General features: G+C 69.4%; 12 protein-coding genes. 3 read left to right on the top strand and 9 right to left on the bottom strand.

Going from position 1 to position 14971, the window contains the following annotated elements:
* Nucleotides 1-3: 3 nt before the first annotated feature.
* Nucleotides 4-963 (top strand): threonine/serine dehydratase, encoded by a 960-nt coding sequence (locus ABZ348_RS00960; RefSeq protein WP_358927956.1) that lies wholly within the window; start codon nt 4-6, stop codon nt 961-963.
* Between the two features lie 196 nt (nt 964-1159).
* A complete protein-coding gene (locus tag ABZ348_RS00955) occupies nt 1160-2317 on the top strand; it encodes a N(5)-(carboxyethyl)ornithine synthase (protein ID WP_358927954.1) in 1158 nt (385 codons plus the stop codon).
* Between the two features lie 64 nt (nt 2318-2381).
* Here ABZ348_RS00955 and ABZ348_RS00950 read toward each other — a convergent pair whose 3' ends face one another.
* Together ABZ348_RS00950 and ABZ348_RS00945 are read right to left on the bottom strand one after the other, a co-directional pair.
* Nucleotides 2382-3320, bottom strand: a complete 939-nt coding sequence (locus tag ABZ348_RS00950; protein WP_358927952.1) for a zinc-binding alcohol dehydrogenase family protein — start codon at nt 3318-3320, stop codon at nt 2382-2384.
* A 222-nt stretch (nt 3321-3542) separates the two neighbouring features.
* Nucleotides 3543-4913 (bottom strand): amidohydrolase family protein, encoded by a 1371-nt coding sequence (locus tag ABZ348_RS00945; protein ID WP_358927950.1) that lies wholly within the window; start codon nt 4911-4913, stop codon nt 3543-3545.
* 467 nt (nt 4914-5380) lie between these two features.
* On the opposite strand from ABZ348_RS00945, the gene ABZ348_RS00940 reads away from it, so the two are divergent.
* On the top strand, nt 5381-6391 hold the full coding sequence (locus tag ABZ348_RS00940; protein ID WP_358928775.1) for a glutathione S-transferase C-terminal domain-containing protein: 1011 nt from the start codon (nt 5381-5383) through the stop codon (nt 6389-6391).
* Between the two features lie 49 nt (nt 6392-6440).
* Here the strand turns inward: ABZ348_RS00940 and ABZ348_RS00935 are convergent, their stop codons facing one another.
* From ABZ348_RS00935 to ABZ348_RS00905, 7 genes are all read right to left on the bottom strand, one after another.
* On the bottom strand, nt 6441-7670 hold the full coding sequence (locus ABZ348_RS00935; protein WP_358927948.1) for an MFS transporter: 1230 nt from the start codon (nt 7668-7670) through the stop codon (nt 6441-6443).
* Nucleotides 7671-7919: 249 nt separating this feature from the next.
* Entirely contained in the window at nt 7920-8312 is a 393-nt protein-coding gene (locus ABZ348_RS00930) for a RidA family protein (protein ID WP_358927946.1), read from the bottom strand.
* A gap of 1 nt (nt 8313) precedes the next feature.
* Nucleotides 8314-9084: a cyclase family protein gene (locus tag ABZ348_RS00925; RefSeq protein WP_358927944.1), complete on the bottom strand. Its 771-nt coding sequence runs from the start codon at nt 9082-9084 to the stop codon at nt 8314-8316.
* Between the two features lie 475 nt (nt 9085-9559).
* Complete coding sequence (locus tag ABZ348_RS00920; protein WP_358927942.1) at nt 9560-10369, bottom strand: enoyl-CoA hydratase/isomerase family protein; 810 nt, start codon at nt 10367-10369, stop codon at nt 9560-9562.
* Nucleotides 10359-12365 (bottom strand): acetoacetate--CoA ligase, encoded by a 2007-nt coding sequence (locus ABZ348_RS00915; protein WP_358927940.1) that lies wholly within the window; start codon nt 12363-12365, stop codon nt 10359-10361. The genes ABZ348_RS00920 and ABZ348_RS00915 overlap by 11 nt, the downstream gene beginning before the upstream one ends.
* Nucleotides 12359-13612: an amidase gene (locus tag ABZ348_RS00910; RefSeq protein ID WP_358927934.1), complete on the bottom strand. Its 1254-nt coding sequence runs from the start codon at nt 13610-13612 to the stop codon at nt 12359-12361. Before ABZ348_RS00910 ends, ABZ348_RS00915 begins: the two co-directional genes overlap by 7 nt.
* Complete coding sequence (locus ABZ348_RS00905) at nt 13609-14841, bottom strand: DUF1116 domain-containing protein (RefSeq protein ID WP_358927931.1); 1233 nt, start codon at nt 14839-14841, stop codon at nt 13609-13611. Before ABZ348_RS00905 ends, ABZ348_RS00910 begins: the two co-directional genes overlap by 4 nt.
* Nucleotides 14842-14971: the final 130 nt, after the last annotated feature.

Raw genomic sequence — 14971 nt, 5'->3', positions numbered from 1 at the left:
TGAATGATCGAAATCTCCGATGTGGAAGCGGCGGCCCGCCTCATCGAAGGGCGGCTCGTTCGCACCCCGACCGTGCCCAGCCCCGGGCTCACCGCCCTGCTGGGCGCTCCGGTGACGGCCAAACTCGAACTGCTCCAGCACACCGGCGCCTTCAAGGCCCGGGGGGCGATGGCGAAGCTGCTCTCCCTGACCCCGGCCGAGCGGGCGGCCGGCGTGGTCGCGGTCAGCGGTGGCAACCACGGCATCGCCGTGGCGGTCGCCGCGAGCCTCCTCGATGTGAAGGCGACCGTCGTCATGCCGCGCTCCGCACCCGTCCGCGCGGTCGAGATCGCGCAGGCAGCAGGCGCCACCGTACGGCTGGAGGCCACGATGGACGGCGCCTTCGCCCTGATGGACCGGTTGCGGTCGGAGGGTCTGACCCTGGTTCACCCGTTCGACGACCCCGTCGTCATCGCCGCACAGGGCACGGTGGGCCTGGAGTTCGCCGAGGACGCGGGCGAGTTGACCGACGTCCTGGTGAGCATCGGCGGCGGTGGCCTCATCTCGGGCGTCGCGGTGGCGATGAAGGCCCGCCGCCCCGGCATCCGGGTGTGGGGCGTCGAGACCACCGGCGCGGAAGCCATGTCCAGGGCACTCGCGGCGCGCGGCCCGGTACCGGTCGAGCTGTCGTCGATCGTCTCCACCCTCAGCGCGCCCGCCGTCTCGCAGCTCACGTACGACCACGTCTCGGCCCTGGTCGAGGATGTCCTCGTGGTCTCGGACCGGGAAGCCGTACAGGGGGTCCTCGACCTGGCGCAGCACGCCAAGCTGTGGACGGAACCAGCCGCCGGCTGCCTTCTGCCCGCCGCCCGCCAGGTGCTGGATCGCGTCGGCGGTGACTCCGGGGTGAGGTTGGGACTGGTGGTGTGCGGGGGCAATGCCACGGTGGCGGATGTGGTGCGCTGGTCCACGGAGTTGGGATGAGACCCCGCCCCTCATGGAACGAATCTGAACCCGCGAGTCCTCAAGCTCAAACGAGCGGTCGACGGTCCGTAACCCGGGATGGGGGTACGGTGGCGCTACCGAGCGCACCTCGCACGCCGTCAGCCGTTTCGGCGTCGCCCTCGGGGAACGGCAACACCGGAGCGCCCGGCGCCCGGTCGGAAATGAGCCGCCCCACATGAGTCTGATGAGTCTCGGAGTACTCGCCTCCTCGCACAAGGAGAACGAGTTCCGGTTGCCGCTGCACCCCCACCACCTCGCCAGGATCGCCCCGGACATACGCGAGAGGATCTTCCTTGAGCGGGGCTACGGTCTACGCTTCGGCGTCGACGACGACGCGCTGAGACCCCTCGTGGCCGGTCTGCGCTCACGTGAGCAACTCCTTGCCGAGTGCGATGTCCTCCTCCTGCCGAAGCCGATGCACGACGACATCGCCGAGCTGCGCGAGGGCCAGGTCCTGTGGGGATGGCCGCACTGCGTACAGGACGAGAAGACGACCCAGATCGGCATCGATCGAAAGCTGACCCTGATCGCCTGGGAAGCCATGAACCACTGGACCTCCACGGGGGCCTTCAGCGTCCATGTGTTCCACAAGAACAACGAGCTCGCCGGGTACTGCTCGGTGCTGCACGCCCTGCAACTCGGTGGGCTGACCGGCAGCTACGGCCGCCGTCTGCGCGCGGCGGTCATCAGCTTCGGCGCCACGGCGCGCGGAGCGGTCACGGGCCTGGGGGCCATGGGGGTCTCCGACGTCACGGTGCTCACCCAGCGCGCGGCAGCGGCCGTGGCATCGCCGATGCCTTCGGTCGTGATGGGCCACTTCGAGGCGGACGAGGACGACCCGTCACGCCTGCGAGCACTCACCGCCGCGGGTTGGGTGCCACTCGCAGAGCACCTGGCCGGGTTCGACATCATCGTCAACTGTGTCCTTCAGGACACCGACGCGCCGCTGATGTTCGTCACCGAAGAGGAGCTTGCGCTGTTTCGCCCGGGGACCTACTTCGTGGACGTCTCCTGCGACGAGGGCATGGGTTTCGAGTGGGCCCGTCCGACCACGTTCGGCGAGCCCATGCACACGGTCGGATCGGGCTGCCACTACTACGGGGTGGACCACAGCCCGTCGCACCTGTGGAACTCCGCGACCTGGGAGATCAGCGAGGCGCTCCTGCCCTATCTGCGCAGGGTCATGAGCGGCCCCGATGCCTGGGACGCCGATGTCACGATCAACAGGGCCATCGAGATTCGCGACGGCGTCGTCCAGAACCCGAAGATCCTCTCGTTCCAGCACCGGTCGGCCGCCTACCCCCATGCTCCCGCGGAGCCTGTCGTCCGCTGAATGCGCAGTGGGGCGCGGGCCGTTGTGCTGATGTGGTGCGCCCCACTGCGAGCTGCCCGTGGCGTCAGGGGACGAGGACGAGCTTCCTGCCCGCCCCGTGGATCTGGCGGTCCCAGGCCGTTTCGACGTCCCTCAGTGGGATCGCCTCGGCGTCCACGGTGATCGTCTGCTCGCCGATCAGCCGGGTCAGCGTCAGATAGGCGTCCTGGCGGATCGGCAGCGGGCACTGGAACAGCGCGTAGCCCCGTAGGTCCACGGCCCGGGAGCGCAGCACGGCGGCGGGGAGGGCCATTTTGGGGTCGGCCATGTGTCCGAGCTGGATGTGGCGGCAGCCTTGCGCGGAGCTCTGGAGAGCGGCCAGAGCGGGGGCTCCCCAGAGCGGGTCGATGATCACGTCGGCGCCGCCTTCGGTCGCCTCGCGCAGTCGCCGCTCCAGATCGCCGTCGCCGTCGATGGCCACGACGGCGTCGGCACCCACGGCGGTGAGAGCGGTGAGCTTCTCCCCGCCCAGGTCTGCGGCCACCACCCGGCCGGCGCCCTGGGCCCTGGCCGCCTGTACGGCGATCCGGCCCAGGGCCCCTGCGGCACCCAGGACGAGCACGGTCTCGCCCGGGACGAGTTTCGCCCGCCAGCTGAGTGCGGTCCAGGCCGCAAGCCCGCTGTTGCCCACCGCGGCTGCGGCGATGTCGTCGGCCGCCGGGTCCACCGCCAACAGGGCCTCGCGCGGGACGACGGTCCGTTCGCTCCATGCTCCGTACGGGGCGACGGTCACGTCGAAGAAGACCCTGCTGCCGTTCTCCAGGAGGCCGATGCCGTCGCTGCCCGGCACGAACGGCACCTGCGGAGGGGTGGCGTAGAACGTGCCGGACGACATCAGCACGGTGAAGTGATTCACCCCGGCCGCCGTGACGGTGACCACCGCCTCGTCTTCGGCGGGTTGCGGGTCATCGAAATCACCGTAGTGCGGGGGCTTTCCCAGCTCGGTGATGACAGCTGCCTTCATGACGGTGTCGCCGCCTTTGACTCAGGGGGTCGGTTCCGACCGACCCCGGGCCGATTACTGCACTCACACCATCTCCCATGCCCCCGACCGGTGCGGGGTGACGGACCTCCGGGGTGCCCGGTCCGGTTCGGCATTGGAGTCCCCCGCCGGGGCCCCCTTGCCGGTCCGGCACGGGATTCCCACGGCGGGGTCCTCGCGGTACGGGGACGGGTGTGGTGGGGTCTACAAAACCGAGGGCCCCGAGTCCTTCAGCTGCCATTCGGGGGTGAGTCCGGCGGCGGTCAGGACGCTGTCGCGGGACTCCTCGGCGAGGGCGCGCAGTCGCGCCATGTCGACGCCGACGAGCTGACCGTTGCGCTTGCGGATCTCGCCACGCACAATCACGGTGTCCACGTTCGACGTGTCGGCGCTGGTGGTGACGGTGGCGACCGGGTCCACCAGGGGCAGGGTGTTGATGCTGTCGGCGCGGACGAGAACGATGTCCGCTTCCTTGCCGATGCTGAGGGAGCCGACCCTCTCCTCAAGACCGCAGGCGACTGCTCCGTTCAGGGTGGCGAACTGGAGCAGATCGGCGTGGGTGAGCCGGGCTGCGAAGGGGACGTCGACGTCGTCACCGAAGGACCGGATCCGGTCCTGGGCGAGGGCGGTGCGCATCTGGGTGAACATGTCACCCGGCGACGAGCAGACGACGTCGACGCTGAGGGTCGGATGCAAGCCCTTGTCCATGGCCCGGCCGGTGGGCGGGTGCCCCAGTCCGAGGACCATTTCCACGTACGGGGCGATGGAGACGGTCCCTCCGGTGTCCGCGATGTGCTGGATCTCCTCGTCCGTGGTGGTCGTAGCGTGGACGTAGGTGGTGTCCGGTCCCATCAGACCCGCCCTGTGGAGCTCATGGACGGCCTGGACGTGCAGTCCGGTGATCCTCATGCCCACATGGACCGTGATCCGTGCGGCGAGTTCGCGCGCCAGGCGCCAGTCGTGCTGGACGACTTCCGGGCGACAGATTCCCGGGCCGCGCAGTGCCATGGCGAAGGTCAGCAGATCGTCGTCGGACGAGAAGTGTTCGGAGCGCACGCGACGGGCGTCTTCGGAGTGGGGAAGCACGCTGTCCACCCACGCTTCTGCACTGGCGGGGGTGCCGTGGGCGTACATGGCTCGGATCCCCGCTTCGCGCAGCCCGGCGATGCCGGCGTCGCTGTGCTCGGGCGTGTTGTTGCAGTGCGACCAGTCCACCAGTGTCGTGATGCCGGCGTTCAGTGCTTCCAGCGACCCGAGGAGGTTGCCCGCGTAGATGTCCTGCGGGCGGTAGGCCGGGCCCAGGGTGGCGATCATGGCACCGAGGTACTCATCGATGGTGCAGGAGGGCAGCAGGCCCCGGGTCGCGGTCTCCCAGGTGTGGCGGTGGGTGTCGATCAGGCCGGGGATCACTACCGTGCCGGTGGCGTCCACCACCTCGGCGTCGACCGGTCCGAGGTCCCGCTCGATGGCGACGATCTTCCCGTCCTCGACCAGGACGTCCGTCGCGGGGCGATTTCCGATGGCGGGGTCCTGCGAGACCACGAAACCGTTCTTGATCAGAAGCCGATTCGCCATGTTCCTGAGTCCCGTCGCTAGGGGATTGGATGATCGCCGGGGTGAGGTGCCGCTCCGGTGGGACGCATGATCGGTACGCCCCCGGGAGGGGAGTTGCCGACGCGCTCGTACGGGCGGGTTGCGCCCACGGAGGGATCTTGGTGGGGGAGCTGCCCACGCCGGCGATATCGTAGGTATACGCCTGCGATATTCGAATCATCAACTACTTTCGAAAGTTTACAGGGTCTTCGTAAGTGAAGAGCGGGGTGTCGACCTGTGGGACGACGGGCCTGCACCATGCGCCGTCCGTCGGGGCGCCACGAGGTCGGCCCGGTGCCGGTGGCGCCCCGTGGTGTTGAACGGTGAACCATGTGGTTTGCTGGCAGTGGCAGTTCCCCACCGCGCGGGTACTCGGGCGCGGGGGGACATCGGCACAGCGCGAGGCTCCGCCCGGGCGCGGAGCCGCGTTCATCCGGGAAGAGGGCGTGATGGTCACCACCGGCCAGGGCGGCAAGGACGAGTTCAAGCGGTCCGCGAGCCACTTCGCAGACCGGATCACGGCGGATGGCCGGGACGGCTGGCCCGTGGAAGCCGGGCGCTACCGACTGGTGGTCAGCCGCGCCTGCCCCTGGGCCAACCGTGCCATGATCTCCCGCCGATTGCTCGGCCTCGAAGACGCGATCTCGCTGGCCATCACCGACCCCATCCAGGACGAGCGCAGTTGGCGGTTCACCCTGGACCCGGGCGACGTCGACCCCGTTCTCGGCATCGCCTTCCTCAGCGAGGCGTACGACGCCCGCGAACAGGGATATCCCGGTGGGGTCAGCGTCCCGGCCGTCGTGGACGTCCCCAGTGGCAAGCTGGTCACCAACGACTTCCAGCGCATCACCCTGGACTTCGCCACCGAGTGGACCGCGCTGCACCGCGACGGCGCCCCCAACCTCTACCCCGAGGCCCTCCGCGAGGAGATCGACGAGGTCGCCGAAGGCATCTACCGCGACGTCAACAACGGCGTCTACAAAGCGGGTTTCGCCATCCACCAGGAGACCTACGACACGGTCGTGCGGCAGTTGTTCGCCCGGCTCGACGAGGTCTCGGAACGGCTGTCCACCCGCCGCTATCTGGTCGGCGACACCATCACCGAAGCCGACATCAGGCTGTTCACCACACTGGTGCGATTCGACACGGTGTACCACGGTCACTACAAGTGCAACCGCCGCAAGCTCAGCGAGGACCCGGTGCTGTGGGCCTACGCCCGAGACCTGTTCCAGACCCCGGGCTTCGGCGACACCGTCGACTTCGACCACATCACCCGGCACTACCACCAGGTCCACACCAACATCAACCCCACCGGCATCGTGCCCATCGGCCCGGATCTCTCCCCCTGGCTGACACCGCACCACCGTGAGCAACTGGGCGGCACGCCCTTCGGTGACGCCACCGCCCCGGGACCGGTACCGGTCGCCGAGGCGGTACCGCCCGCGGGGCGAGCGGTCTGACGTACTCCTATCTGCCCTGGGGCGACACGGATATGACGGGTGTCCGGGCTCAGACGGCTTCGGTGGTTCGGGCAGGCACCGCGGTGGGGGCCGGTGCCGGTCCCGGCCGGCCCAACAGGCCGATCAGGGCGGTGAGGACGGAAACGGCGCCCAGCGTGACCCAACCCGCGCCGTAGCCCGCGGCCGTGACGACCTCGCCGAAGACCACGGGGACGACGAAGCCGCCCACCGCCGCGAGGGTGAGCATGAGTCCCACCGCGGTGCCGATGTGCTCGGGGTCGACACGGGAGACGTCCGAGGGGACGCACAGCCAGGCGGGGAAGCTGAAGAGGAACAGAAAGCCGATCAGGGCCGAGAGCGACCACAGGAGGGCGGCCGAGCGGACGGGCACCACGCACAGGGCCGCGCTCATCGCCAGGAACGGCACGACCATGATCAGACGGTAGTTCTTGAGGCGGTCCGCCAGGTACCCGCCGAGCAGGCTGCCCGGAATCCCCGCCAGTGCGAACACCGCACCGAGAAGACCCCCTTGGGCGCTGCTGAACCCGAGCTCGTCGATCGCGTACTCGCCGAGCAGCTGCGAGGCGGTGATGTACGCGCCGTAGACCCCGATCATGGCTCCGCCGTAGATCCACAACTGTCTGTCCCACAGTGCCTTGGAGAGGCCGTCGCGGGTGATCTCGGCACCGGCCAATCCCGCCACGTCCGGCGGGGTGCGGAACCACAGGGCTGCGGCAGCGCCCACGACGAGGTTCAGGACGCCGCAGACGATGAGCATCGTCCGCCAGCCGGCGACTTCGGTGAAGGCGACGCACCCGTACAGGCCCAGCGCTGCTCCGACACTGAACGCGGCGCCACCGGTGATGCCCAAGGCGAGGTTGATCTCGTGGTTGCGGAACCAGACGGTGACCGCGCCCACCGAGACGGAGAGGAAGATCGATCCTCCGATTCCGGCCACGACGCGGTAGATCGCGAGGTCGGTGTATCCGACGGCGACCCCCGAGAGTATGCCGCCGACGCTCTCCAACACGATGCCGAGGACGAGCGTGCGCTTGAGGCCCAGTCGGGTGGCGAGTAGTCCGGCGGGGATGTGGACGACTCCGTATCCGATCAGGAAGAGGGCTATCAGAAAGGTGAGTTGGGTGAAGGACGCCCCCAACTCCTCACTGATCGGTGTGAAGGCCGACGCGATGTTGAACCAGTTCAGTGTGAGGCCCACATACCCTGCTACGAGGAGTGCGAGCATGGACCATCGGGCGGCGTAGGTGTCTTCGGACATGGGCTGGAACATCCCTTCTCTGGGTGCGGTGCCCCGTGGGAGCGGCAGGTGGGGACCGCCGTGCGCCGATGAGGCCGGTACCGGGCGCTGTAGAGGGGTGCTTCGGGTCGGGGCCGACGGTCGTGCCAGGCGGTCGTGCCCGACGACCGGAGCCGGTGTGAGGGCGGCGCGGATGGGGTGCTTCCCCCGTTGGCGGTGTCGGGGGAAGCACCCCGGGCTGTGACTAGGGATTCCTCGCGAAGGAGGTGCCTAGGGGTTCCTCACCGCGATCGCTTCGAACTCGACGATGAGGTCCGGCTGCACCAGGCCGGCGACGAACACGAAGGTCGAGGGCGGACGGGTCGGGAGCCAGCGGTCTCGGACCGACCTGATCTCCTCCAACGCCTCGGGTCTTGCGATGAAGCCCGTGATCTTGACGATGCGGTCCATCGAGCTGCCGGCGGCCTCCAGGGTGCGGGCCAGGTTGGCGAACGCCTGCTCGGTCTGGGCGAGCGGATCGTCGGCGCCGACGATGTTTCCGCTCTCGTCCCATCCGATCTGCCCCGAGGTGAAGACGAGTTGGTCCACGGTGCCCGCCCAGTGCCACGCCGTGCCGGAGAGGACGCCGGGCACCTCGGTGATGAGCTTGAGGTCGGCGGCCACGTCAGTTCTCTTCGAGGAGTGCGATCGCGCGGACCGGGCCGGCGGTGCCGTTGGCGATCTTCAGAGGCATGGCGATCACCTGGAAGCCGTGCGGCGGCAGTTGGTCGAGGTTGGCCATCTTCTCCATGTGCACGTACTCCTTCTCCAGGCCGAGCAGGTGGCAGGGCCAGAGGAACTTGGGGTCGTTGCCGTGCTCGTGGTAGTCCGCGGCCCATGCCGCGTACGGCCGGTCGTAGCTCCAGGCGTCGGTGCCCACGGTGGTGACGCCCTGGTCGAGCATCCACTCCAGCGCCTCGCGGCTCATGCCGCCGCCGCGGGTCATGTAGGCGTCGGTGCCGAAGTACTTGTCGTTGCCGGTCATCGACAGCACGATGTCGCCGGGCTTGAGGGTGTAGTCGATGTCGCGGAACTTCTGTTGGAGCTTCTTCAACGACACCTCCTCGCCGTCCGCACAGTCCTGGATGTCGATGACGACGCCGTCGCCGATGCAGCGTTCGAGCGGCCATTCCTCGATGGTCTTCGGTCGGGAGCCGTCGGCCATCTGCGGGCCGAAGTGCCACGGGGCGTCCATGTGCGTGCCCGTGTGGTCCGTGATCTCCAGATTGCAGATGGCGTACGCCTCACCGGGGGTCGGCCAGTCCTGCGGGTCGATGTCGTAGTTGTCCTTGTTCCACTTCGCTCCCTCCGAGTGGGGGACGAGTGTGACTCCCTTGCCGTCGAGGGTCGGGTCGGTGTCGACGGTCATCGAGAGGTCGACGATGCGCTTGGCCACGGGGGTTGCTCCCTCTTTCACGGGCGAACCATGTCCACTCTGTGGATATGGAATCAGCTATTCGGATAATGTGTCCGCGACGATAGGTGTGTCTGCAGAGTCTCGTCAATGGGTTGGCACTTCTCTTGCGATGGGGAATCTCCCTGTGCCCCATCGGCCGTTGTGATCGGTGGGACGAGGGCGTCCACCGAGGCGCCCTGAGCTCGGTCAACGAGCGCGTAGCCACACGGCCGAGCGGCCGTACGGCGAGGAAGGGGACCGTCAGGGCGTCCCAGGAGCGCGTTGGCGCCGATGCATGGGGGAGCGTTGCTCGCGAGTGCACGAGGTGTTGTGTCTGGGTGCGATTCTCTCCGGGGCATTCCACCGGGCTGAAGTGCAGCGCACATACGATCGCTTCGTACCGGAGCGCGCACGAACACACCGCGACGTTGACCGGTTCGGTGCGTTGGCGGTGTGCCCTCGATCCGCCGGGCTGTCAGCTGTCCCGGCGGGCCCGATCGGCCGTGTGCGTCGTGCCGCCGCGCAGAAACGCCTCCACTCCGGCGCGCAGTTCCCCGTTGGGACCGAAGCACGCACGGCGCAGGCCGTCGGCGTCGAGCGACCGGGGCGGGGGTCCCGGATGGAGAACTCCGGCGATGATCCTCTTGTTGGAGGTGGTGGCCAGGGGTGCGAGTTCGGCCGTACGCCGGGCCAGTTGAAGGGCGACGTCGACATGGGCTCCGTCGGCCGCCAGTTCCGCAACGGCCCCCGCCCGCCATGCGCGGTTCGCGTCCACGCGCCGTCCCAGCAACAGCATTTCCCGGGTGAGCGAGCCTCCCCAGACGGCTGCGAAGCGACGCACCCCGGTGGCGGAGTACACGAGCCCGAGATCGCCCGCGGGGATGCCGAAGCTCGCGCTGCGGGTGGCGACACGGGCGTCACAACAGGAAGCCAGTTCCAGCCCGCCCCCGAGGGCGGGCCCGTCGATCGCGGCGATGATCGGAAACGAACAGCCCTCCAGCACGTCGAACACCGCGTGCGCGGGATGCGCGATCAGTTGCTCTGCCCGCCGCTCCCAATGGGGGCCGGTGATGCTGCGGAGGTCGTACCCCGCGCAGAAGGCCGGACCGTTGCCGGTGAGCACCACGGCGCGGGCATCCAGACCCGCGAGCGTTCGGGCCAGTTCATGGAGGGTCGGGGCGTCGAGTGCGTTTCGCCGTGCGGGGCGGTCGAGCGTCACCACGGTGATGCCCGGTTCCACCTCCTCCACTCGGACGGACGGGCGAGGACGCGACTCAGCGCGCACGACGGTACGCCCTCCGTTCGGCGAGGAGTCGGAAGGGTTCCAGCGCGTGCGGGTTGGCCACGGCGTCGCGGTCGACGACGCTGTCGAGTTCCGCACCCATCAACAGCCTCTTCATCGGAACCTCCAGCGGTTTGCCCGACCGGGTACGGGGCACTTCGTCGATCCGGTGCACGGCGTCGGGCACGTGGCGTGGTGAGCAGTCCGTGCGCAGACGCGCCGCAATCGAGCGCTCCAACTCCGCGTCGAGTTCCCGCCCGGCCGCCAGGACCACGAACAGCTCCAGACGTGAGGTCGTGTCGGGTTCGACGACGTCCAGAGCGAGGGCGTCGACCACCGCGTCGAGGGTCAGCACGGACCGGTAGAGCTCGCTGGTGCCCATCCGTACTCCACCGCGGTTGATCGTCGAGTCCGAACGGCCGTGGATGACCACCCCGCCGTGCGGTGTGATCTCGATCCAGTCCCCGTGGCGCCACACCCGCGGTTCGATGCGGTAGTGGTCGAAGTACGCGTCCCGGTAGCGCTCGCCGTCGGTGTCGCCCCAGAACATCACCGGCATCGAGGGCATCGGTTTGGTCAGCACCAGTTCGCCGACCGCACCGACCACCGGCCGGGCCTCGTCGTCCCAGGCGGCGATGGCCGCACCGAGGGATCTGCGCTGCAACTCGCCCTGCACCACGGGCAGGGTCGGAACGCCACCGATGAAGGATGTGCACACGTCGGTACCGCCGCTGGACGAGAACAGCCAGAGGTCCGGGCCGAGCTCTCGGTAGACCCAGTCGAAGACCTCGGGCGTGAGCGGCGACCCCGTGGAGCCGACCGCCCGGAGACGCCGGAGGTCCCTGCCCTCCCGTGGCCTTACACCGTCGGCGCGGCAGGCGGCCAGGAAGCCCGCGCTGGTGCCGAAGCACGTGGTCTTCGTCTGCTCCACCACGTCCCAGAGGGCCGCCGTGTCCGGATGGCGGGGGCTGCCGTCGTAGAGGACGATCGCGGCGTCGGTGAGCAGGCCCCCGACGAGGAAGTTCCACATCATCCACCCCGTACTCGTGAACCACAGGATCCGGTCGTCAGGGCGCGCGTCGACATGGAGGTGGAGCTTCTTGAGGTGTTCGAGGACGATGCCGCCGTGCCCGTGCACGATCGGCTTGGGCGCACCCGTTGTGCCCGATGAGTAGAGGATCCACAACGGATGGTCGAACGGCACCCGTTCGAACGCCAGCGGACCTTCCTCGGCGCAGAAGGCAGCCCAGGTGACAGCGGTGTCGAGACCCGTGAGGGGCCTGCCTGGGTGCAGGTGGTCGACCACGACGACCTGTTGGAGCGTCGGCAGGCACTCGACCATCTCGCGCACGGTGTCCCTGCGGTCGAACTCGCGTCCGGCGTAGCGGTAGCCGTCCACCGTGATCAGCACCGAGGGATCGATCTGCCGGAAGCGGTCCACGGTGCTCGTCGTCCCCGTCTCGGGGGCGACGACGGACCAGACGGCCCCGAGGCTCGTCGTCGCGAGGAGTGCCACGACCGCCTCGATCGTCGGGGGGAGATAGGCCGCGACTCGATCCCCGCGTCCCACACCGGCGGCCACGAGTCCGGCCCGGGCCCGAGCGACCCGGTCGATCAGCTCCCCCCAGGTGACCTCGGAGTGCGGCTGCGACTCGGAGGCGCACACGACCGCCACCCGCTCGGGGTCGCGGTCGGCGAGGATCTGTTCGGCGTAGTTGAGCGCCACATCGGGGAACCATCGAGCACCCGGCATGGCGCGGTCGGTGAGCACACGCGTGGGGTCACCGTCGGCACGTACCTCGAAGTAGTCCCAGATCGCTCGCCAGAAGCCCTCGATGTCCTCGACCGACCAGCGCCAGAGCGCGTCGTAGTCCGCGTGTTCGATCTCGCGGTCGCTCGCCAGCCAGCGTCGAAACCGGGTGAGTTCGCTGGAGTCCGTCCATTCCGCGGAGGGCGCCCAGAGCACCGGCCGTGTGCCGTCGGCCGTCGACTTCACCATCCGAGGGCCTCCGTCAGTTGCTCGCAGTAGTCCATGAGCAGGTGGTCCTTTCCCTGAGGAGAGATCAGCTGGAGCCCGATGGGGACCCGCTCGGGGCCCATCGGTACGGAGATCGCGGGCCACCCGTAGGCACCGACCGCCCGGGTGAACCGTGAAGCGTCCAGAACCGTCGCGGGCGCGGAGCCGACAGGCGGCAGGACCGGCGCGGTCGGCAGTGCGATCACATCGACCCGGGTGAACACCGCGGCTGCCTCCCGCGCCGTCCGTGCTACGCCCTCCCGGGCCCGTGCATAGGCGGCGGCATCCCGCGGCGTGTCGAGCGCGAGCCGGAGGTCCGGTTCGTCGGGCTCGATGCGACCGGCCCACCCCGCGGCCACCTCATGGGTGAGGACCCGGCCCGTCCCCCGCGGTCGCAGCTCGAAGGTGATCTCGACGACGGGGTGTCCGAGGTCCGCCAGCCGGGCCAGGGCCGTGCGGAACGCCGCCGTGATCCGATGAGCCATCGGACCGTGCGCTTCCAGGTCGGACGGAACCCCGATGCGCGGACGGGCTGCGCTACGGCCGGTGCTCATCAGCCCCAACACCTCGGCGACCGTTCGACAGTCGCGCACCGAGGTGGCGAACACGCCGACGGAGTCCATCGAGGGGGCCAGCGGGGCGCAGCCCTCCAGTCCCACGCTGCCGTGGGAGAGCTTCATACCGATCACTCCGCACCAGGCGGCCGGCACCCGTACCGACCCGGCCGTGTCGCCGCCGATCGCCAGGGGCACGATCCCGGCCGCGACGGCGGCGGCGGACCCGCCGGACGAGCCTCCCGGCAGGGCGCCCGGCACGAGGGGGTTGGGGCAGGGCGGTCTGCCCGGGGTCCGGCCGGTCATGCTCCAGCCGAGTTGGTCCATCGCCGTCTTGCCGATGACCACGGCGTCGGCCGCGCGCAACCTCGCAACGACGGTCGCATCCCGTTCGGCCCGGTGCACCGGGGTGTGCAGCCCCAGGCTGGTGACCAGCCCTGCGACGTCGAAGCTGTCCTTCACCGCGACCGGTACGCCGGCCAACGGCCCGAGCGGTTCCCCGCGCGCTGCCCGGCGGTCGATGTCTCGGGCCGTATCCAACGCCGTTGGGTCCACCGCCCAGAACACACCGGCTGCCTTCGTGGCGGACGCGAGCGCACTGTGGCACAACTCCTCCGCCGAGAGGGCACCTGCCCGTACGGCGTCCGCGATCGCCGTCGCGTCGATCGGTGTCACGCGGACTTCGCCGAAGACGTCTCCAACGCGGCACGCGCCCGGAGGAACGGCTCGATCGGCAGCCGGGTGAGGCCCGCGCCGACCTGACCGACTCCCGGGTCACGGTGGGCGAAGCCGTTGTTGAGCACCGGGGTGATGCCGCTCTCGCAGACGAGGCGGACGTCGATGCCGACGGGCGTGCCGGTGAAGCCCTCGGAGGGGACGAGGAACCGCTTGCTGTCGCCCCGACAGATGCGTCGCATCGAATCGACGAGTTCGACGGCCTCCTGGTGGGTGCCTCCGATGAAGGAGCTGATCGCCGGTGCCGCGGTCAGGGCGAACGCGCCGAGGCCGATGGTCTCCGTCATGAAGGAGTCGCCCATCGCCGGGCAGGCGTCCTCGACGGCGAAGCCCGGGAACACCTTCGGTCGCCCCATCGGCGCGGGCGCGGTGATCCATTCGTCCAGGCCGCTCACGCGCAGTCCCATCCGTCGGCCGTTCGCGCAGATCGCGGTGACCAGCCCGGGCGTGCCCCCTGCGGCGTGTGCGGCGTCCCCGGCCACCTTGCCCGCGGCCATCGAGAACGACAGGAAGGTGTGCGGATTGCCCGAGAGGAACTCCAGGACGGCAGCCGCGGTTCCTGAGTCCGGGGCCCTGCGCACGACGGCCGGTGCGAGGGCCGCCAACAGGGCGGCAGTGCTGGCGACATTGCGGTTGTGGCACTCGTCGCCGCGGCGAAGCCCCTCCGCCTGCAACCCGACGATGTCGATGCCTCCCAGGGACCTCAGTGCGTCATCGAGCACGGGAGCCAGGACATCGCTCATCCACCGGAGGCGTGCCACCACCCGGTCGCTCGTGGCACCGAACCGCAGGGCCTCGCCGAGACCTTCGTTGACCGGGGCGAACGCCGTCCTTCCGTCCGCTCCCTGGACCTCGACGACGGGGATGGAAGGGGAGATGACGCCTGCCATCGCCCCCACCGCACCGGCGGAGTGGCACGGCGTCAGGGATATCCCACCGGAGTCGAGGAGTTCCGCCGCCGATCGCAGATCCTCGGCCTCACCTTCGAGGACGAGCGCACCCAGGACGGCGCCCCGCATCGGACCGGTGAGTCCGTCCCCTTCCATCGGTGGGCCGGCGTGGAGAAAGCTCCTGGGGCCGACGGCGTCCGTCACATCGCCCGCGCGCCGCACCCTGGTCGCCACCGCTTGGGCGTCGGCCAGTAGCGCCCAGCCGTCACTGTCACTCATAGCTGCTCATTCCTGCCGGTTCGGGATTCGGGAGCGCTCGGGCCATCGCCGACCTGCGGCGGAGGGCGGTCGCCACTGATGGCGCCGCATCGGGCGGCCTCCATGGACGTCGTCGTCGACGTTGGCCCGA

The sequence above is a fragment of the Streptomyces sp. NPDC005963 genome (assembly GCF_040638655.1).
Classification (GTDB): domain Bacteria; phylum Actinomycetota; class Actinomycetes; order Streptomycetales; family Streptomycetaceae; genus Streptomyces.
Note: the sequence above shows the minus strand (reverse complement) of the source record. Positions and strands in the feature narration are given on the sequence as shown.

Coding starts and splice junctions, on each gene's coding strand:
- ABZ348_RS00960 (WP_358927956.1), top strand. CDS start 4: ATGATCGAAATCTCCGATGTGGAAGCGGCGGCCCGCCTCATCGAAGGG.
- ABZ348_RS00955 (WP_358927954.1), top strand. CDS start 1,160: ATGAGTCTGATGAGTCTCGGAGTACTCGCCTCCTCGCACAAGGAGAAC.
- ABZ348_RS00950 (WP_358927952.1), bottom strand. CDS start 3,320: ATGAAGGCAGCTGTCATCACCGAGCTGGGAAAGCCCCCGCACTACGGT.
- ABZ348_RS00945 (WP_358927950.1), bottom strand. CDS start 4,913: ATGGCGAATCGGCTTCTGATCAAGAACGGTTTCGTGGTCTCGCAGGAC.
- ABZ348_RS00940 (WP_358928775.1), top strand. CDS start 5,381: ATGGTCACCACCGGCCAGGGCGGCAAGGACGAGTTCAAGCGGTCCGCG.
- ABZ348_RS00935 (WP_358927948.1), bottom strand. CDS start 7,670: ATGTCCGAAGACACCTACGCCGCCCGATGGTCCATGCTCGCACTCCTC.
- ABZ348_RS00915 (WP_358927940.1), bottom strand. CDS start 12,365: ATGGTGAAGTCGACGGCCGACGGCACACGGCCGGTGCTCTGGGCGCCC.
- ABZ348_RS00905 (WP_358927931.1), bottom strand. CDS start 14,841: ATGAGTGACAGTGACGGCTGGGCGCTACTGGCCGACGCCCAAGCGGTG.